The sequence below is a fragment of the Phenylobacterium sp. J426 genome (assembly GCF_024699945.1).
GTDB lineage: Bacteria > Pseudomonadota > Alphaproteobacteria > Caulobacterales > Caulobacteraceae > Phenylobacterium.
Window position 1 is genome coordinate 892,597 of record NZ_JAJOMY010000001.1, and the last position, 16,401, is coordinate 908,997.

At 69.9% G+C, this 16,401-nt stretch carries 21 protein-coding genes and 2 pseudogenes; 10 read left to right on the plus strand and 13 right to left on the minus strand.

Going from position 1 to position 16,401, the window contains the following annotated elements; genetic code table 11:
* Position 1 precedes the first annotated feature (1 nt).
* The 3 genes and pseudogenes from LRS10_RS04630 to LRS10_RS04640 form a co-directional block, all read right to left on the minus strand.
* Positions 2–710 (minus strand): annotated as a pseudogene (locus tag LRS10_RS04630) (CoA transferase subunit A).
* A 75-nt stretch (positions 711–785) separates the two neighbouring features.
* Positions 786–1,508, minus strand: a complete 723-nt coding sequence (locus LRS10_RS04635) for an NAD-binding protein (RefSeq protein WP_257836227.1) — start codon at positions 1,506–1,508, stop codon at positions 786–788.
* Complete coding sequence (locus LRS10_RS04640) at positions 1,502–2,644, minus strand: monovalent cation:proton antiporter-2 (CPA2) family protein (protein ID WP_257836228.1); 1,143 nt, start codon at positions 2,642–2,644, stop codon at positions 1,502–1,504. Before LRS10_RS04640 ends, LRS10_RS04635 begins: the two co-directional genes overlap by 7 nt.
* 134 nt (positions 2,645–2,778) lie before the next feature.
* Here LRS10_RS04640 and LRS10_RS04645 point away from each other — a divergent pair, with 134 nt between their 5' ends.
* Complete coding sequence (locus tag LRS10_RS04645; RefSeq protein WP_257836229.1) at positions 2,779–3,732, plus strand: isopenicillin N synthase family oxygenase; 954 nt, start codon at positions 2,779–2,781, stop codon at positions 3,730–3,732.
* 86 nt (positions 3,733–3,818) lie between these two features.
* Here LRS10_RS04645 and LRS10_RS04650 read toward each other — a convergent pair whose 3' ends face one another.
* The 6 genes and pseudogenes from LRS10_RS04650 to LRS10_RS24905 all read right to left on the minus strand — a co-directional run.
* A complete protein-coding gene (locus LRS10_RS04650; RefSeq protein WP_257836230.1) occupies positions 3,819–5,648 on the minus strand; it encodes a M2 family metallopeptidase in 1,830 nt (609 codons plus the stop codon).
* A 77-nt stretch (positions 5,649–5,725) separates the two neighbouring features.
* The gene (locus LRS10_RS04655) at positions 5,726–6,373 is read right to left on the minus strand and encodes a carbonic anhydrase (RefSeq protein WP_257836231.1); all 648 of its coding nucleotides are present in this window, start codon (positions 6,371–6,373) and stop codon (positions 5,726–5,728) included.
* Positions 6,373–7,017, minus strand: coding sequence for a maleylacetoacetate isomerase (maiA, locus tag LRS10_RS04660; RefSeq protein ID WP_257836232.1), 645 nt, complete (start codon positions 7,015–7,017; stop codon positions 6,373–6,375). The genes LRS10_RS04655 and maiA overlap by 1 nt, the downstream gene beginning before the upstream one ends.
* Positions 7,017–7,697: a fumarylacetoacetate hydrolase family protein gene (locus tag LRS10_RS04665; protein ID WP_257836233.1), complete on the minus strand. Its 681-nt coding sequence runs from the start codon at positions 7,695–7,697 to the stop codon at positions 7,017–7,019. Before LRS10_RS04665 ends, maiA begins: the two co-directional genes overlap by 1 nt.
* A gap of 261 nt (positions 7,698–7,958) precedes the next feature.
* Positions 7,959–8,450, minus strand: a complete 492-nt coding sequence (locus tag LRS10_RS04670; RefSeq protein WP_257836234.1) for a hypothetical protein — start codon at positions 8,448–8,450, stop codon at positions 7,959–7,961.
* A 331-nt stretch (positions 8,451–8,781) separates the two neighbouring features.
* Positions 8,782–9,375: pseudogene (locus LRS10_RS24905) on the minus strand (HWE histidine kinase domain-containing protein); the annotation flags it as partial.
* Positions 9,376–9,525: 150 nt separating this feature from the next.
* Here LRS10_RS24905 and LRS10_RS04680 point away from each other — a divergent pair.
* From LRS10_RS04680 to LRS10_RS04690, 3 genes are all read left to right on the plus strand, one after another.
* Positions 9,526–9,828 carry a YqjD family protein gene (locus LRS10_RS04680; protein ID WP_257836236.1) on the plus strand — a complete coding sequence of 101 codons (303 nt, stop codon included), beginning with the start codon at positions 9,526–9,528 and terminating at the stop codon, positions 9,826–9,828.
* Entirely contained in the window at positions 9,825–10,229 is a 405-nt protein-coding gene (locus LRS10_RS04685) for a hypothetical protein (RefSeq protein ID WP_257836237.1), read from the plus strand. The genes LRS10_RS04680 and LRS10_RS04685 overlap by 4 nt, the downstream gene beginning before the upstream one ends.
* Positions 10,230–10,301: 72 nt before the next feature.
* Complete coding sequence (locus tag LRS10_RS04690; protein WP_257836238.1) at positions 10,302–10,484, plus strand: DUF1328 domain-containing protein; 183 nt, start codon at positions 10,302–10,304, stop codon at positions 10,482–10,484.
* A gap of 14 nt (positions 10,485–10,498) precedes the next feature.
* Here the strand turns inward: LRS10_RS04690 and LRS10_RS04695 are convergent, their stop codons facing one another.
* The 3 genes from LRS10_RS04695 to LRS10_RS04705 are packed head-to-tail and all read right to left on the minus strand — an operon-like array spanning position 10,499 to position 12,340.
* Positions 10,499–11,287, minus strand: a complete 789-nt coding sequence (locus LRS10_RS04695; RefSeq protein ID WP_257836239.1) for a metallophosphoesterase — start codon at positions 11,285–11,287, stop codon at positions 10,499–10,501.
* Positions 11,287–12,153: a diacylglycerol kinase family protein gene (locus LRS10_RS04700; protein ID WP_257836240.1), complete on the minus strand. Its 867-nt coding sequence runs from the start codon at positions 12,151–12,153 to the stop codon at positions 11,287–11,289. Before LRS10_RS04700 ends, LRS10_RS04695 begins: the two co-directional genes overlap by 1 nt.
* 31 nt (positions 12,154–12,184) lie before the next feature.
* Positions 12,185–12,340, minus strand: a complete 156-nt coding sequence (locus tag LRS10_RS04705) for a hypothetical protein (RefSeq protein WP_257836241.1) — start codon at positions 12,338–12,340, stop codon at positions 12,185–12,187.
* Positions 12,341–12,664: 324 nt separating this feature from the next.
* Here LRS10_RS04705 and LRS10_RS04710 point away from each other — a divergent pair, with 324 nt between their 5' ends.
* The 4 genes from LRS10_RS04710 (at position 12,665) to LRS10_RS04725 (ending at position 14,485) form a co-directional block, all read left to right on the plus strand.
* On the plus strand, positions 12,665–13,006 hold the full coding sequence (locus tag LRS10_RS04710; protein ID WP_257836242.1) for a YMGG-like glycine zipper-containing protein: 342 nt from the start codon (positions 12,665–12,667) through the stop codon (positions 13,004–13,006).
* A gap of 97 nt (positions 13,007–13,103) precedes the next feature.
* Positions 13,104–13,550 carry an OmpA family protein gene (locus LRS10_RS04715; protein ID WP_257836243.1) on the plus strand — a complete coding sequence of 149 codons (447 nt, stop codon included), beginning with the start codon at positions 13,104–13,106 and terminating at the stop codon, positions 13,548–13,550.
* 394 nt (positions 13,551–13,944) lie between these two features.
* Complete coding sequence (locus tag LRS10_RS04720) at positions 13,945–14,154, plus strand: hypothetical protein (protein WP_257836244.1); 210 nt, start codon at positions 13,945–13,947, stop codon at positions 14,152–14,154.
* Positions 14,155–14,164: 10 nt separating this feature from the next.
* Positions 14,165–14,485 (plus strand): hypothetical protein, encoded by a 321-nt coding sequence (locus LRS10_RS04725; protein WP_257836245.1) that lies wholly within the window; start codon positions 14,165–14,167, stop codon positions 14,483–14,485.
* 82 nt (positions 14,486–14,567) lie between these two features.
* Here the strand turns inward: LRS10_RS04725 and LRS10_RS04730 are convergent, their stop codons facing one another.
* Positions 14,568–15,368, minus strand: a complete 801-nt coding sequence (locus LRS10_RS04730) for a response regulator (protein WP_257836246.1) — start codon at positions 15,366–15,368, stop codon at positions 14,568–14,570.
* 235 nt (positions 15,369–15,603) lie between these two features.
* Between LRS10_RS04730 and LRS10_RS04735 the strand changes: the two genes are divergently transcribed.
* Both LRS10_RS04735 and LRS10_RS04740 read left to right on the plus strand, forming a co-directional pair.
* Positions 15,604–15,792, plus strand: coding sequence for a NepR family anti-sigma factor (locus LRS10_RS04735; RefSeq protein ID WP_257836247.1), 189 nt, complete (start codon positions 15,604–15,606; stop codon positions 15,790–15,792).
* Positions 15,792–16,397, plus strand: a complete 606-nt coding sequence (locus tag LRS10_RS04740) for a sigma-70 family RNA polymerase sigma factor (protein ID WP_257836248.1) — start codon at positions 15,792–15,794, stop codon at positions 16,395–16,397. Before LRS10_RS04735 ends, LRS10_RS04740 begins: the two co-directional genes overlap by 1 nt.
* The last annotated feature ends 4 nt before the right edge of the window (positions 16,398–16,401 follow it).

Genomic DNA, 16,401 nt, shown 5'->3' on the forward strand with positions numbered 1-16,401 from the left:
CTTAAGCTTCCTCGCGCTTGCGGACGGTGAGCTGTTCGATGCGCTTCTCGAACGTGCCCTGGACGATGCGGTCGACATAGACGCCGGGCGTGTGGATCTGGTCCGGGTCGATGGAGCCGATCTCCACCAGCTCCTCGACCTCGACGACCGTCACCTTGCCGGCCGTGGCCATCATCGGATTGAAGTTGCGGGCGGTCTTGCGGAACACGAGGTTGCCCTCGCGGTCGGCCTTCCAGGCCTTCACGATCGAGAGGTCCGCAGTCAGGCCCCGCTCCATGACGTACAGCTCGCCGTCGAACTCGCGCACTTCCTTGCCCTCGGCCACCAGGGTGCCGACGCCGGTCTTGGTGAAGAAGGCCGGGATGCCGGCGCCGCCGGCGCGGATGCGCTCGGCCAGGGTGCCCTGCGGGTTGAATTCCAGCTCGAGCTTGCCGGACAGGTACAGCTCGGCGAACAGCTTGTTCTCGCCGACGTAGGAGCTGACCATCTTGCGGATCTGGCCGCCGGCCAGCAGCACGCCGAGCCCGAAGTCGTCGACCCCGCAGTTGTTGGAGATGACCGTCAGGTCCTTCGTCCCCCGCCGCGCGGATCGCCGCGATGAGATTCTCCGGGATGCCGCAGAGGCCGAAGCCGCCCGCCATGATCGTCATGCCGTCGAAGAGCAGGCCAGCCAGCGCCTCGACCGCGTCGTTTCGAACCTTGTCCGCCATGCCTCGCCAATACGACGCAAATCGGCGGTTGAGAACCGGGCCGACGAAAAATTCATCGGACGATGAAGAACGCCGTCAGCCGGTCGTCTCCGGCGTGGCCGTCGATTCCCGCCGGGCCAGCACGTCGGCGGCCTCGGGATTGAGCGCCTCGCCGCTCTGGCGCGGCCGGGAGAACGGCTCGGGCGTCGGCGTGACCTGATTGTTCCGCATCAGGTAGCGGCCTGCGGCCAGCCCGCCCGAGAGCTGCAGCTGGAAGCGTTCCTTGTCGCGCTCGCGCACGTCGCGGATCACGTCGGCGGCCTCGATCTCGTCGGTCCCGAGGTCGATGAGCACCTGCTTGCCGAACTTAAGCGCCGACTCGAAGGTCTCGCGGATCTGGTAGTCGACGCCGGCCTGGACCAGCCGCATGGAATGGCCGCGGTCGAAGGCGCGGGCGAACACCTTGGCCAGGGGGAACTCGGCCTTCACCAGTTCGACGATCCGGTCGGCCACCTCGGGCTTGTCGACACAGACCAGGATCGCCTCGGCCCGCCCCGCGCCCGAGGCGTGCAGCACGTCGAGGCGCGTGCCGTCGCCGTAGTAGACCTTGAACCCGAAGTTCCCGGCGGCGCGGATCATCTCCACGTCGTTCTCGATCAGCGAGATCTCAATGCCCTTGGCCAGCAGCGGCTGGGAGACCACCTGGGCGAAGCGCCCGAAGCCGATCAGCAGCACCCGCCCCTCCAGACCGTTGGCGGCCTCGACACCTTCCATCGAGACTTTCGGCGGCGGCATCAGCCGGTTGAGCACGATCACCACCAGGGGGTGAGCGCCATGGAGAGGATCACGATCGCGGTCAGCTGGGCGCTCACTCGCGCCTCGATCACGCCGGCGGCGACGGCGGCGCCGTAGAGGACGAAGGCGAACTCCCCGCCCTGGGCGAACAGCGCCGCCCGCTGAACCGCCTCGCGATGGGCCGCCCGGAACAGGCGCGCGACCGCATAGATGGCGGCGCCCTTGGCGGCCATGAAGGCCAGCAGGCCAGCCACGACCATCACCCATTCGTCGGCGACCACGGCGAGATCGAGCGACATCCCCACCGAGAGGAAGAACAGCCCGAGCAGGATGCCGCGGAACGGCTCGATGTCGGCCTCGAGCTGGTGGCGGAACACGCTCTCCGACAGCAGCACGCCCGCCAGGAAGGCCCCCATGGCCATGGACAGCCCGCCCCACTGCATGAACAGCGCCGTGCCCAGCACCACCAGCAGGGCGGCGGCGGTCATGATCTCCCGCGCGCCCGAACGGGCCAGGATGCCGAAGAAGGGGTTGAGCAGCCACTTGCCGGCGGCGATCACCGCGGCGATGGCCCCGGCGGCGATCGCCAGGCTCTGCCAGACCGGCCTGGCGTCGGGGTCGGCCTGGCCGCCGACCGAGGCCAGCACGGCCACGAGGGCCAGGAGCGGGACGACGGCGAGATCCTCCAGCAGCAGGATTGAGATCGCCCGCTGGCCGGCGTCGGTGGCGGTCTCGCCGCGCTCGTCGAGCATCTTCATGATCACGGCGGTGGACGAGAGCACGAAGCCCGACGCGCCGATCACCGCCGATTGCCAGGACAGCCCCGCCAGCACGGCGATGGCCGACAGCACCGCGCAGCAGAGCGCCACCTGCGCCGCGCCCAGGCCGAAGATCTCCTTGCGCAGGGTCCAGAGCTTGGCGGGCCGCATCTCGAGCCCGATCAGGAACAGGAACAGCACCACGCCCAGTTCGGCCACGTGCAGGATGGCCTCCGGGTCGGCGAACAGCTTGAGGCCGAAGGGTCCGATGACCAGGCCCGCGGCCAGGTAGCCGAGAACCGAGCCCAGACCGAGCTTGCGGAACACGGGCACAGCCACGACGGCCGCCGCCATCAGCGCGACCGCGTGCCCCAAGTTCATCCCCGCCGCCGCGTCCGCCATCGTCGCTCCTGAGATCCTGCCGGCTATGTGGAGGTGAACGGCGCCGCTCCGCAACACCGGCGTCGACAGGCTGAGACACCCTGCCCGCCAAAAGCCCGTTCTAAGGCGCCGTGCGCGGGTGTAGATGTCGCCGCATGAGCCAAGCCCTTTCGGTCCAGGACCACATCGAGCCCGTCTCGTACGCGCTGTTCGAGCAAGACTTCGACGCCTTCACCCGGAAGCTGGGCGACAGCTTCCAGCGCTGGGGCTTCGCCGTGATCAAGGATCACGGCCTGCCGCAGGAGAAGGTCGACGCCGCCATCAGCCAGACCAAGGCGTTCTTCGCCCTGCCCGAGGACCAGAAGCTGAAGTACAAGCTGCCGGTCATGGGCCAGCGCGGCTACACGCCGTTCGGCGTCGAGACCGCCAAGGGCCACACCCACTACGACCTGAAGGAATTCTGGCATGTCGGCCGCGACCTGCCGCCGGGCCACCCCTTCCGCGACCACATGCCGGACAACGTCTGGCCCGACGCCGAGCTGCCGGAGTTCCAGGCCAAGGTCGGCTGGCTGTACGGGGCGCTGGACCAGATGGGCCTGAAGGTGCTGGAGGCGATCGCCACCTACCTCGGGCTCGACCGCCACTTCTTCGACCCCACCGTCGACTTCGGCAACTCGATCCTGCGCCTGCTGCACTATCCGCCGGTGCCGAAGGACGGGCCGCACATCCGGGCCGGCGCGCACGAGGACATCAACGTCATCACGCTGCTGCTGGGCGCGGAAGAGGCGGGGCTGGAGGTCCAGGACCACGACGGCCGCTGGATCGCCATCAACCCGCCGCCCGGCGCGCTGGTCGTCAACATTGGCGACATGCTGCAGCGGCTGACCAACCACCGCCTTCCGTCAACGACGCACCGGGTGGTCAATCCGGCCCCCGAGCGCCGCGGCTTCGCGCGCTACTCGACGCCGTTCTTCCTGCACTTCAACTCGGACTATTCGATCCGGACGTTGCCCAACTGCGTCGACGCCGAGCACCCCGACCGCTACCCGACGCCGATTACGGCGGACGAGTACCTCCAGGAGCGCCTGCGCGAGATCAAGCTGGCGTAGGACGAAAGAGGGGCCGCACGCCAGTGCGGCCCCTCTCGTCGTCCGCAGACGCCTTCGCCCCCAGGGGGAGAAGGGTCCTGCCGCCGTCACCAGCCGCAGCGCTCGCCCTTGTTCTGCTGCACCAGCCAGGTGTTCAGCGGCTTGAAGTAGTCGGCCACGGCCGAGGCGTCGGTGCGGGTCTCGCCGGTGAAGACCTTCAGGGTCTCGGGCCACGGCTGGGATTGGCCGAGCTCCATCATGGCGTTGAACTTCCGCCCCATCTCCTTCTGGTCATAGACCGAGCACCGGTGCAGCGGGCCTTTCCAGCCGGCCTGCTTGCAGGCCGCGCGGTGGAACTGGAACTGGTAGATATGGGCCAGGAAGTAACGCGTGTACGGCGTATTGCCCGGCACGTGATACTTGGCGCCCGGATCGAAGGCGTCGGCCGGCCGCTCGGCGGGTGGCGTCAGTCCCTGGTACTGCAGGCGCAGCTTCCACCAGTCCGAATTGTACTCGTTCGGCGTGGTCTCGCCCGAGAACACCTGCCAGCGCCAGCGGTCGACCAGCAGGCCGAACGGCAGGAAGGCGATCTTGTCGAGCGCCATCTTCAGCAGGAACGGGATGTCCTCCTGCGTGCCGGGGACGGTCTCCAGGAGGCCGATCTGCTGGAGGTAGGTGGGCGTCGAGGCCGAGAGCGCCGCGAAGTCGCCGATGGCCTCGTGGAAGCCGTCGTTGGCGGCGCCGCGGAACAGCACCGGCTGGTTCTTGTAGGCGCGCTGATAATAGTTGTGGCCGAGCTCGTGGTGCACCGTGCGGAAGTCGTCCGCGTTCACCTTGGTGCACATCTTGATGCGGATATCGTCCTGGTCGTCGATATCCCAGGCCGACGCATGGCACACGACCTCGCGGTCACGCGGGCGGGTGATCAGCGAGCGCTCCCAGAAGGTCTCGGGCAGCGGCGCGAAGCCGAGCGACGAGTAGAACGCCTCGCCGGTCTTCACCATCTTCACCGGGTCGTAGCCCTTCTCGACCAGCAGCTTGTCGAGATCGTAGCTGGACGCGATGCCCTTGGGCTGGACCACGTCGTAGATGTTGCCCCACTGCTGGGCCCACATGTTGCCCAGGAGGTCGGCGCGGATCGGACCGGTGCGGGGCTGCACCGCGTCGCCGTACTTCTCGTTCAGGCGGGCGCGCACGTAGCAGTGCAGGTTCTTGTAGAACGGCTCCACCTGCTTCCAGACCCGGTCCGTCTCGGCGGCGAAGGCGTCGGGCTCCATGTCGTAGTTGGAGCGCCAGAGCGCGCCGGTGTCCTTGTATCCGAGGCTGACCGCCCCCTCGTTGGAGAGCCTGGCGAACTGCTGGTAGTCCGACTTCATCACCCGGGCGGTGTTGTGCCAGCCCTCCCAGACAGTCTTCAGCTCGGCCGGGTCGCGGCTCTTGGCCAGCACGTCCTCGGCGTCGTTCAGGGTGATCGGCTTGCCCTTGAAGTCGAACTTGCCCGTCGAATAGGTGCTGTCCAGCTTGGTCAGCAGATTGGCCAGTTCGTCGGCCGCGCCCGGCCGGTCCGGCGCCGGCGAAACGATGTACAGCTTGAGCAGCTTCAGCTTGCGGGCGGTGACCGGATCGGTCTGCACCCCGTCGAAGCGGGCGGCCTCCTTGGCGAGGCGGGTGGCGAGCTCGTTCTGCTCGGCCGAGGCCTTGGCCTCGAGCCACTGGGTGTCGACCGTGATGAAGTTGGCGCGCACCCAGGCCGCGCGCGCGGCGAAGGCGTTGGCCTTCTCGAGTTGGGCTTCGGCGTTGTCGACGAAGGCCTTGGCGTCGGCGGCGGTGGGCCGACCGGCCGGCGCGGCCGCGGCCCGGGCCTGGCCCTGGGCGGCGGACGGCCCGACAGCCGCGAGAACGGCCACCGCGGCGGCGGCCATCAGCATGGATTTCATTGACGGTTCCTGAGCGTTTTCATCGGCCTTGCGGCCGTTGCGGGCGACATGAGGCCGCCCGGCTCGCCCCGTCAAGCTCAGCCGCCGGGCTGGCCCGGGATGTTGCGGAAGCGGTCCAGGCCGGCGGCGTCCTCGATGCTGGAGACGGTCGTGTTCAGATCCCGGACCAGACCATCCGCGATGGAATAGACCCAGCCGTGCACGTTCAGCTCCTGGCCGCGGGCCCAGGCGTCCTGGACGAAGACGTCGGAGGCGACGTTGCGCACCTGGCGGATGACGTTTAGCTCGACGAGCCGGTCCCAGCGGGCGCGGTCGTCGGGGATCGCCTCCAGCTCGTGCTGGTGGTCGTGGTGGACTTCCCGGATGGGATGCAGCCAGTGGTCGATGAGGCCGCGGCGCTTGCCGTCGACGGCCGCGGCGACGCCGCCGCAGCCGTAGTGGCCGACGACCAGGATGTGCTTCACCTTCAGCACATCGACCGAGAACTGCAGGACGCTGAGGTAGTTGGCGTCCTGCGGCGGGGCCAGGTTGGCGACGTTGCGGTGGACGAACAGTTCGCCGGGATCGAGGTCGACGATCTCGTTGGCCGGCACGCGGCTGTCCGAGCAGCCGATCCAAAGGTACTCCGGCGCCTGCTGGTTCTCGAGCCGCTTGAAGAAGCCGGGGTCGGCCGAAATCTTGCGGTCCGCCCAGCGGCGGTTGTTGGCTTTCAGATCTTCGAGCATCAGGCTTTGACCGCATCTGGCTGGTTGTCGGGATGGGCGGCGGCGAAGGCCGGGTGGCGCGCGGCCGCGTCGGCCACGGCCCGGATCGCCGGATAGGGCGCTAGGTCCACCGCATAGCGCTCGGCCGAATAGACCTGCGGAATGAGCAAGCAGTCGGCAAGCGTCGGCGCGTCCCCGAAGGCGAAGCCGCGGCCGTGGACGGCGACCATGGGCTCCAGGGCGCGGAACCCGTCGTTGATCCAGCGCTGCGTCCACACGTTGCGGCCGGCGTCGTCGACGCCCAATGCCGTGAGCTGCTTCTGGATCCGCAGGTTGTTCAGCGGGTGGATATCGCAGGCGACGATGGCGGCCATGGCGCGCACCGTGGCGCGATCGAAGGGGTTCTTGGGCAGCAGCGCGGGCTCGGGATGCACCTCTTCCAGCCATTCGAGGATGGCGAGGCTCTGGGTGAGCACATGACCGTCGCCGGTCCGCAGCGCCGGGATCAGCTCCTGGCGATTGAGGCCCGCGTAAGCCTCGTCGTTCTGCTCGGCCTTGAGGAGGTTCACCGGGGCGTAGTCGTAGGGCAGGCCCTTGAGGTTCAGGCCGATGCGAACCCGATAGGGCGCGGTTGCGCGCCAGTAGCTGTGCAGGGTGAGCGCCATCAGGCGACCTCGAACGTGAGCTGGCCGACGCCCTCGATCTCGCCCTCGACCCGGTCACCGGGGACCAGCGGGCCGACGCCCTCCGGCGTTCCGGTGAAGATCAGGTCGCCGGGCGCGAGCTTCCAGAGCTTGGAGGCCTCGGACACGATCTCGGGGATGTTCCAGATCATGTCGGCGAGGGTGGCGTTCTGGCGACTCTGGCCGTTGACGCTGAGACGGATGCGGCCGGCGGGCGGGGCTGCGGCCCAGCGGCGGATGGCGGAGATCGGCGCGCTGTCGTCGAAGCCCTTGGCGCTGTCCCAGGGCTTGCCGGCTCCCTTGGCGGCCGCCTGGAGATCGCGGCGTGTGAGGTCCACGCCCACGGCGTAGCCGAAGACCAGGTCGAGCGCAGCGTCGACCGGGACATCCGCCCCCGCCTTGCCGATCGCCACCACCAGTTCGATCTCGTGATGCAGGTTCTGCGTCCGGGACGGATAGGCCGGGTCGCGGCCGGGCGGGACCACGGCGTCGGCCGGCTTGGTGAAGAAGAACGGCGGCGCGCGGTCGTCGCCGCCCATCTCGGCTCGGTGGGCCGCGTAGTTCTGGCCCACGCAGAGGATGCGCCGGACCGGAAAGGCCGCCGCCTCTCCTTCGACCGGAACCGTGGGAACGGGGGCGGGTGCGATCGCGAACTCGGCCATGGTCGCGCATCTACGCCGGGCCGGCGGCGAAGTGAACCCCACGCAAGGGAAGGCTCGCGTCGGAGCCGACGCACAAGGATGACGGTCCGCGACCTCTGCCGCGGACCGCATTCGGAGGGAGGGGTCGCATGCTTCCGGGCGATGTCCCGTGGCCGCCGGTCCGGCCCCCGCGACGAGCCGCGGGCCTCCTGAGCCCCCGATTTAAGGCATAGCTGCACCTTAGCCGAGGCGACGCCTTGTCCCAGGACAGGCTGCCGCGCGTCAGGACGCCGCGAGCAGTTCGGCGACGGCGGCGGCGACCTGGGTGACGTCGTAGGGCTTGCGGATCACCGGCGCATCGAAGCCGCCGGGCGCGCCGCCCGCCTCGCCGTAGCCGGTGGCGAAGACGAAGGGGACCTTCCGCTGGGCCAGCACCTCGGCCACGGGCATGACCGAGCGGCCATTCAGGTTGGCGTCGAGCACCGCGGCGTCGATCGGGCGGTCCAGCAGGGCCATCGCCTCCTCGAGCTCGTAGGCGGGTCCCACCACCTCGGCGCCGGCCTCCGAGAGGCCGGTCTCCAACTCCAGCGCCAGCAGCACGGCGTCTTCGACGATCAGCACGCGCGAGCCCTTGAGGCTGGCGGGGCCGGTGGAGGTGACGACGGTCTCGGCGATCCGCTGGCTCGGCCCTTCCGGCACCGTCTCGGGCCGCGGGGCCACGGCCTGGCGGCCGGCTCGGAGCCGGGCCCGAACGCCGGCGGGCGGGTATTCCACCAGGGCGTCGCCGTTGAGCTCGCGGCCGGTGACCTGCTCCAGAAGGGTCGAGCCGAAGCCGCGGCGAAGCGGGCGCCGTGACGTGGGGCCCGCCGCTTTCCGTCCAGGTGAGCTCGAAGCCGCCGTCGGGCGTGCCGGACCAGCGCACATCGACCTGGCCGGCCTCGGTGGACAGCGCGCCGAACTTCACGGCGTTGGCGGCAAGTTCGTGCAGGGCCAGCGACAGGGCGTTGGCCGCGCGCGGCGTCAGGAACAGCTCCGGCCCGGCCGAGCGGGTCTGGCCGGGGGCCAGGGCCTTGAGCTCGGCGGCCACCAGGTGCTCGGCGGCCGCGCCGCGCCAGCGCGCAGCGGTGAGCAATTCGTTGGCCGAAGCCATGGCCTTCAGGCGACCGCCGAAATTGGAGAGGAAGGCCTGCAGAGAGGTCGTGCGTTTGGCGGTCTGGACGGCGAGCGCCTGGACCGTGGCGAGCACGTTCTTCACGCGGTGGTCCAGCTCGGCCATCAGTTCCTGGCGCTGGTCGTCCTCGAGGCGCCTGGCGGTGACATCCTGGACGATGCCGGTGACGCTGACCGCCCTGTCGCTGCTGTCGCGCTCGATGACGCCGGCGACGCGAAGGCACAGGGTGCGGCCGTCGTCGGGGCGGATGTGCCGGAACTCGGCGTCGAAGGCGTCTGACTCGGCGAGGTCCCGCGTCCGCTGGGCGATCATGCCATCGACGTCGTCGGGATGGATGTGCCCGTGGAGGGCGCGTCCGCCCTCCGCCGCAATCTCGCCGACCGGCAGGCCGGTGATCGCGGACATGCGCTCGCTGACCACGAAGACGTCGCGGTCGAGGTCCCATTCGAACTCGCCAAGGCCCGCCGCCTTCAGCGCCAGGTCGAGGCGTCGCCGGTCTGGACTGCGGCCAATTTCGCGGCGCGTCATGGTCGAACCATAGGCAAACCCAAAGGGCGACGCGAACGGTTTTGGCGCAACGTCGGTCGCCTTCCGACGGTCTGCCTGGCGAGCGGTCTTTGCGGCGTCACGTCGGCAGCCTACATTGCCGGCTCACAGCAAAGCTTCCTGGAGGCTGCCATGCCCAAGGCCGACGAGCTCACCCCCGAAGAAACCGTCGCCAACGACGTGACTCGCATGTCCGCCGAGGCCCAACGGGTCCTGGCCGACGCCGCCAAGCAGATCGAGGCCGCGGTCCAGCAGGGGCTGGAGCAGCTCCGCGCCCAGAGCCGCGTCGCCGCCGACGCCGCCAGCCAGCAGCTGGAGGAAGCCGGCGAGTACGTGAGCGAGCAGGTGCGCAGCCGTCCGCTGGCCGCCACCGGCCTGGCCCTGGGCGTCGGTGTCGTCATCGGCCTCCTGCTCGCCCAGCAGAGCCGCCGTTGATCGTCCGGCGCCTGCTGAGCCTCGCCGCGGCGATCGCCGCCGTCACGGCGGCGGTTGTCGTGTGCGTGGCGGCCGCCGCCTTCGCGCTCTACGCCGTCGGACGCATCTGGCTGACGCCAGCCGGCGCAGCCGCGGTCGTCGCCATCGCCTTCGCCCTGGTGGCCGCGGGCGTCGCGGCCCTCGCAGTGCCCAAGGCGCCTGAACTGCCGGACCCCCCCGAGCAGGCGCCGCTCGTCGACCAGCTGATCGCCATGGCCAAGGCGCGGCCGCTGGTGGCCCTGGGCGCCGCCGCCGCGGCGGTGACGGTGCTCGTCCGCAATCCGGCGGTGATCAGCGCCATCGTCGGCGCGTTCCTGGCCGGCGGCGCGGGCGCGCCCCAGACCCGGACCGACCCCAAGTAGGCGGAACGGCGCCGCTTGCCCGGACGTTGCCATGCTGCAGGCCAAGCTTCGCCTGTGCACGGAGACATTCCCATGCTCGGTTGGGCCCTGACCTTCCTGGTGGTCGCGCTCATCGCCGGCGTACTCGGCTTCACCACCGTGGCCGGCGCGGCGATCGAGATCGCCAAGGTCCTCTTCGTCGTCTTCCTGGTGCTGTTCCTGGTGTCCCTGGTGCTGCACCTCTTCCGCGGCCGCGGCGCCGGCCCGCTGCCGTAGGCGCTGCACCGGCCCTACCGCGCGCGTCGGTCGAGAGACCAGGTGCGGTAGGGCTCGTAGCGCGAGCCGGTCCAGGCCAGGGCCTTCACCCGGAAGCACGCGTCCTCCACCTCCACCACGTTGAAGCTCGGCGGCACGCCGCGTTCGCGCACCGACAGCGTGCCCGCCCCCACCGCATAGGTGCGTCCGTCGCCGTACGGATAAGGCCAGGTGAAGGGCGCGTGGATATGCCCCGACAGCACCAGGTCGACTTTAGCGTCCGCGAAGACCGCCGCCGCAGCCTCGCCGCCCCACACCTTGGCGGTCATCGGCCCGCCGATCATCTCGATCAGCGGATGGTGCACCACGACGATCCGCGCGCAGGCGGGATCCTGATCGCCGAACCAGGCCGCGGCGGCCTGGGCCTGGCGGGCCGCGATCTGGCCCTTGGACCAGTTCAGACGCGGCTGGACGCCCCGGGCGGTATTGACGCCGCGCACCGCGAAACCCCCGCCTGACCAGGTCTGGGCGGGAGCCGGGCCGATGAGGCGCTCGAAGCGGCGGAAGGGCGTGAAGATCCGCTCGGCCCAGGCCAGATAGGGCGCGTCGTGGTTGCCGGGCGTGACGAGAAGGCGCTCGGGCAGGCCGTCCAGCCAGGCCCTGGCCTTCTCGAACTCCCATACCTCGCCGTAGCGGGTGAGGTCGCCCGAGACGATCACCAGGTCGAAGGCCTCACGCGTGATGCATTCGGCCGCGGCGGCCACCGCCGCCTCGTTCTCGCCGCCGAAGTGGATGTCCGACAGATGCGCGATGCGGATCGTCATCAAACGTCCTTCGGGATCGTCAGCACCCGGGCCACCGTGGGGGTGTAACGGACCTCGGTCGAGGCCTTGAGCCGCACCGACTCACCGTCGAGCACGGCCGGGATGCCCTGCGACGACCATATGCGGGCCAGTCGGCAGCGGCGGCTGGCCACCGCGGGATCGTCGCGCCAGTCGCGGACCAGGGTGTTGACGCCGAGCCGCACGACGTCGGCGACGCCGCTCACATCGAGGGCGGCGGCCTCCAGCACCTGCTCCTCGTCGGCGAGGGCGCGGGAGGTGGTGGGGCACATGAAGATCAGCGCCTCGGCCTTCTCCCGCGGGCCGGCGTCGAGGGCGTAGCGGAGCCGGCCGGTGAACGCCTGGCGAAGCGCCCGCCGCGCGCGGGTCCAGGCGAGGCGCCGACGGCCGAAACGGGCGGCTTCCCGGGCCGGAGCCCAGAGCGCCGGGGAGCCCAGGATGGCGGCGACCATGAACCGGTGCCCCTCCACCTCGCCGCCGCCGATCGGCCGCTCCTCACCCTGCGCCAGGGCGATGGAGAGCGCGTCCTGCCATGGCCGCACGCCGTAGATCGCGTGTGGCAGCATGTTCATCGTGCCGCCCGGCAGGGGCGCGATCATCGGCCCGTCGGGACCGCAGAGCTCGGCCGCCGCGCGTGCGGTGCCGTCGCCGGCGAGCACGACCAGCAGGTCGGGACCCGCGTCGACAGCCCGCCGCAGGCAATCGGTCAGCTCGTGCGTCTCCGGGGCGCAGACGTTCGCCGCCACGCCGTGATCGGCGAAGATCTTGGCGAGTTGTTCGGGCGCGTCGTCGTCGACGCTGCCCGAGGCCACGTTGGCGATGACCTCGACCTTCTGGATCGGCCTCACCGCCCCCTCCGCCGCGTAATGGATGTCAGGCTCAGCGACCCGGCTGGGTGGCGTCGTTGCCGTCGGTGGCCGAGTTGATGGCCCGCCCGGCGTTGCCCGCCGCGTCGCGGACGACGGGCTCGGCCCTGTCGGCGGCCACCGACAGGTTCTGGTCGACGACCTGGCCGGCGCCCGCCGAACGAGCCATTGATGGCCGCCAGCGCCAGCAGGATCACGCCGATCGCCGCGGCGATGAACATGAAGGTCATCAGGACGGGGTGGCGCTTGCGTGCGGCGCGCGCATCGCGGCGGCCGCGCTCATAGGCCTCGCGCAGGTCGGCGCGGTCATCGGCGTCCCGGCGGACGCGGTCTTCTTCGTAGGGGCGTGCAACCACGGTTCGAGCCCTCCTCAGGCGATACCCTTCAGGCGATCCGGCGATGCAACGGCAAGCCTTGACCTTTGTTCCGGCGGAACTGTGAAGCTTCGAGGGCGTTAGGCAGGCCGTGGGGGACACGTAAGGAGAGCCAAGGAATGCTCAAGCCTCTTATCGCCCTCGTGGGCGCCGGCGTTCTCGCGTCGGCCTGCACCACCAGCGGGAATACGGAAGCGAACGCCGTCGGCGGCGCGGCGCTGGGCGCCCTCACCGGGGCCGCCATCGGCGCGGTGTCGGGCGACGTGGGCGTCGGCACGGGCGCGGCTGTCGGCGCCGGCGTCGGCGCGGTCGCCGGCGCGGTGAAGGGTTGCCGTGAAGACGGCGGCTGCGGCGCTGCGGCGCCGAACCGTCGCCAGTACTACGACGAGCGCGCCGGTCGTTATTACTACTACGACAGCGCGACCGGCCGCTATTACTGGGAAAACGGCACGCCTCGCTGACGGGCTTAGACGCCTCTTTTCAGACGGCGAGGGCGGTCGGATACGTTTCCGGCCGCCCTTTTCCGTGCGGGCAGGACATCAGGATGGGAGGGGCCTCATGAGGGCGACCACGACGGGTTTGCTGATCGTGACGGCGGCGATGGCGATGGCCGGCTGCCAGACGGTGCGCGATGCGCGCGAGCGTTGGGTGAAGGCGCCTTCGCGCTGCGAGGACCAGACGGTCCAGATCTATTTCGAACCCGACCAGGCGGAGCTGACGCCAGAGGGCCGGGGCGTGATCGCCGAGGCCGCGAACATGGCGCGCGGCTGCCAGGTCGCGCGGGTCAGCGTGCTCGGGCTGGCCGACGCGGCCGGCGACCCGGCGGCGAACCTCGAACTGTCGAAGCGACGCGCCCAGTCGGTGACCGCGGCCCTGGTCGCAGCCCAGCTGCCGGCCGCCGAGTTCCAGGTGGCCGCCGCCGGCCAGGCCGGCGCCGTGACTGCGGACGGCCGCACCGCCCCGCTGCGGCGCCGGGCTGACGTCACGCTGCACATGGCGAAATAGGACCGCCAGACGCAGCCCAGGCCGCTCGCCGCTCCGCCGCCATGGCGGGGAGGTGAGCGCACAAGAGAAGGGCGGGTCCTCGGACCCGCCCAGTGTGCATCATCGAGAAAAGGGGTGCGGAGACGGCAGACTGGCATGTGCGCCAGTCTCAAGTCGGGGGGGGGGCGTCGCCGCCTCCGCATGATGATAAACACAAGACCACACCAACCGTTCCGAGCGCCGAGCAACTTTTTTCGGCTTTTGTCGAGACCGGTTCGCCCAGCGCGATATTCCCTGGCGATTTCACCCATTTGCAAAGCTTGGCCGAAGGCCGGAACGCCGCTTCGCGCCCGCGCGTTTCGCTGGAGGGCGGGTGCAATGGGCGCGCCCGCGCAGAGAGAACAGGGCTCCGGTCATGCGAAGTTCGTTCGTCGTCGGCAGCGGCGCGCCGCTCGCCAAGACGCCCAACCTTCGGCGGCAGGCCGCCCGGCGGCGCTGGATGGTGGTGGGCGGGATGCTCACGCTGGCCCTTGTCAGCGGCGCGATCGGCTCCCTCACCGCCGGCCGCCAAGTTCCCAACGGCTCGGTGGAAACCGGCCCGTTCAGCTACTTCCCTTACCAGTAAGGAGACTTCCATGGCGTCCTCGACGCGCGACACTTCAAGGCCGGTCGTCGGCGCAACCCGGGCGCGGCAGGGCCGCTCCGGCCGTCACGTTCTGCTGGTCCTGGGCTTCGGCCTGCTGCTGGTGATCCTGGGCTTCACGATCGCCTACCTGTCCAACAGCGACGAAATGGGCCGCACCGCAGCGAACAACGGCCCGTCGGACCGCGCCGCGGTGTTCAACGCGCCCGAGCCCGCGCCGATCAACTCGGCCGTGGAGGGCAACAACGCCCCCGACAACCTGGCGCCTGCCGGCGGCCAGCAGCCCAACCCCTCGTCGCCGCCGGCGCAATAGGACCGCCGACGCCACAGGGAACATGAAAAGGGCCCCGCTCCGGATCGGAGCGGGGCCCTCTTCGTACGCTCTGGACCTGCCCTCAGGCGGCCTGCTTGTTGGCCTTCCGGGGGTGGAAGAACAGCGCCTGGCCGATGGCGGCCTTCACCGTCTCGGGCTGGAACGGCTTGGTGATCAGGAAGGTGGGCTCGGGCCGCTCCCCGGTCAGCAGGCGCTCGGGGAAGGCGGTGATGAAGATCACTGGCACGTCGTAGCGCTGGAGGATGTCCTTCACCGCATCGATGCCGGAGGAGCCGTCGGCGAGCTGGATATCGGCCAGCACCAGGCCCGGCGTCTTCCGGGCGACGGCGTCGACCGCCTCGGTGCGGGTGGCGGCGATGTCGACCACGGTGTGGCCGAGCTCCTTCACCAGCGCCTCGATGTCGGCGGCGATGACCGGCTCGTCCTCGATGATCAGCACGTCGGTGGCGAGTTCGGCGTCGATCTCGGCCTGGGCCTCGGCGATCAGCTTCTCCACCTCGGCGAAGTCGGCGCCCAGGATCTGGGCGGCCTCGGACGGGGTGAAGCCCTCGAGGGCGGTGAGCAGGAACGCCTGGCGCGAGCGCGGCGCGATTCGCATCAGGCGACGCGTGGTGTCGTCGGCGCCGATGTCCTCTTCCTGCGGACCTTCCAGCTGCGCGCCGGAGGTGCACCAGATGGCGTGGAACACATGATAGAGCGCGACGCGCGGGGTCATGTTGGCTTCCAGCACCCGCTCGCCGGCCGCGAGGGCCTCAAGCGCGACGCGGACGTAATGGTCGCCGGTGGACTGGTCGCCCGTGAGCGCACGGGCATAACGGCGCACATAAGGAAGATGCGGCGCCAGTCGGGCTAGAAGACTCAAAGGTGACCCCCTCCCGTTCAACGGATCGAAAGCCGCAGCCCAGAGCAGAGGCTGCGCCCCGGCCCCTGGCTGCATAATGGTGCGAAAACGCCAACGAATGGAACCGGTTCCCTTCGCTGCCGGTTTTCCGCATCTTGTGCGTTCCGATGTTGGAACCCGAACGTGAGTTGAGGCGTTGGACGGCGACAAGGAACCAGCGAGGGGGCGGCCTCCGCGCGAGCGGAACGCCGACGAAATGATAGAACAGCGTCCTTCACCGGATCGTACCCGGCCGTCCGCGGCCCTGGACGAAGCCCGCCTGCGTCAGCAGGCGATCGGCGTGCGCCTGCGCCAGATGTTCGACGAGGTGGTCAACGAGCAGGTGCCGGACGAATTCCTGGACATCCTGCGCAGGGCCGACGAACGCGGCGCGGGGAACGGCTGATGAGCGAAGAACGCCAAGCCAAGCCGCCCCGCACCGAGGCGGACGACAACGCCTTCAAGCGCGAGCTGGTCCAGCTCATTCCCCATCTGCGCGCCTTCGCCCGCACGCTGTGCGGCGACCCGGCGGCGGCCGACGATCTGGCGCAGGACGCCATGATGAAGGCCTGGGACGCGCGAGCCAGTTTCCAGATGGGCACGAACATGAAGGCCTGGACCTTCATGATCCTGCGCAACCAGTTCTACTCGGAGAAGCGCCGGTCGTGGCGGCAGAGCCAGCTCGACCAGGAAGCGGCCGAGCGGACGCTCGTCGCGGTCGACGATCCGGAAGCTCCGGTGGCGCTGGACGAACTGCGTCAGGGCCTGGCCATGCTGCCGCCGGAACAGCGCGAAGCGCTGATCCTGGTGGGCGCAGGCGGCTTCGCCTACGAAGAAGCGGCCGACATCTGCGGCTGCGCGGTGGGCACGGTGAAGAGCCGCGTCAGCCGCGCCCGTCGGGCGCTGCACGCCATCCTCGACGAGGGCGCGTACGACCGCGACGGAGCCTCGGCCGGTGACGCCATGCGCTCTATCCTGGCGGATGCGGAACGGCTAAGCACCGTCCGCTAAGGGA

Excerpts from the sequence above, each read along its gene's own strand:
- LRS10_RS04715 (WP_257836243.1), top strand. The coding sequence starts at position 13,104 with ATGAGGGCGACCACGACGGGTTTGCTGATCGTGACGGCGGCGATGGCG.
- LRS10_RS04705 (WP_257836241.1), bottom strand. The coding sequence starts at position 12,340 with ATGGCTCGTTCGGCGGGCGCCGGCCAGGTCGTCGACCAGAACCTGTCG.
- LRS10_RS04645 (WP_257836229.1), top strand. The coding sequence starts at position 2,779 with ATGAGCCAAGCCCTTTCGGTCCAGGACCACATCGAGCCCGTCTCGTAC.
- LRS10_RS04665 (WP_257836233.1), bottom strand. The coding sequence starts at position 7,697 with ATGGCCGAGTTCGCGATCGCACCCGCCCCCGTTCCCACGGTTCCGGTC.
- LRS10_RS04650 (WP_257836230.1), bottom strand. The coding sequence starts at position 5,648 with ATGAAATCCATGCTGATGGCCGCCGCCGCGGTGGCCGTTCTCGCGGCT.
- LRS10_RS04655 (WP_257836231.1), bottom strand. The coding sequence starts at position 6,373 with ATGCTCGAAGATCTGAAAGCCAACAACCGCCGCTGGGCGGACCGCAAG.
- LRS10_RS04680 (WP_257836236.1), top strand. The coding sequence starts at position 9,526 with ATGCCCAAGGCCGACGAGCTCACCCCCGAAGAAACCGTCGCCAACGAC.
- LRS10_RS04710 (WP_257836242.1), top strand. The coding sequence starts at position 12,665 with ATGCTCAAGCCTCTTATCGCCCTCGTGGGCGCCGGCGTTCTCGCGTCG.
- LRS10_RS04735 (WP_257836247.1), top strand. The coding sequence starts at position 15,604 with ATGATAGAACAGCGTCCTTCACCGGATCGTACCCGGCCGTCCGCGGCC.
- LRS10_RS04690 (WP_257836238.1), top strand. The coding sequence starts at position 10,302 with ATGCTCGGTTGGGCCCTGACCTTCCTGGTGGTCGCGCTCATCGCCGGC.
- maiA (WP_257836232.1), bottom strand. The coding sequence starts at position 7,017 with ATGGCGCTCACCCTGCACAGCTACTGGCGCGCAACCGCGCCCTATCGG.
- LRS10_RS04740 (WP_257836248.1), top strand. The coding sequence starts at position 15,792 with ATGAGCGAAGAACGCCAAGCCAAGCCGCCCCGCACCGAGGCGGACGAC.
- LRS10_RS04725 (WP_257836245.1), top strand. The coding sequence starts at position 14,165 with ATGGCGTCCTCGACGCGCGACACTTCAAGGCCGGTCGTCGGCGCAACC.
- LRS10_RS04720 (WP_257836244.1), top strand. The coding sequence starts at position 13,945 with ATGCGAAGTTCGTTCGTCGTCGGCAGCGGCGCGCCGCTCGCCAAGACG.
- LRS10_RS04695 (WP_257836239.1), bottom strand. The coding sequence starts at position 11,287 with ATGACGATCCGCATCGCGCATCTGTCGGACATCCACTTCGGCGGCGAG.
- LRS10_RS04640 (WP_257836228.1), bottom strand. The coding sequence starts at position 2,644 with ATGGCGGACGCGGCGGCGGGGATGAACTTGGGGCACGCGGTCGCGCTG.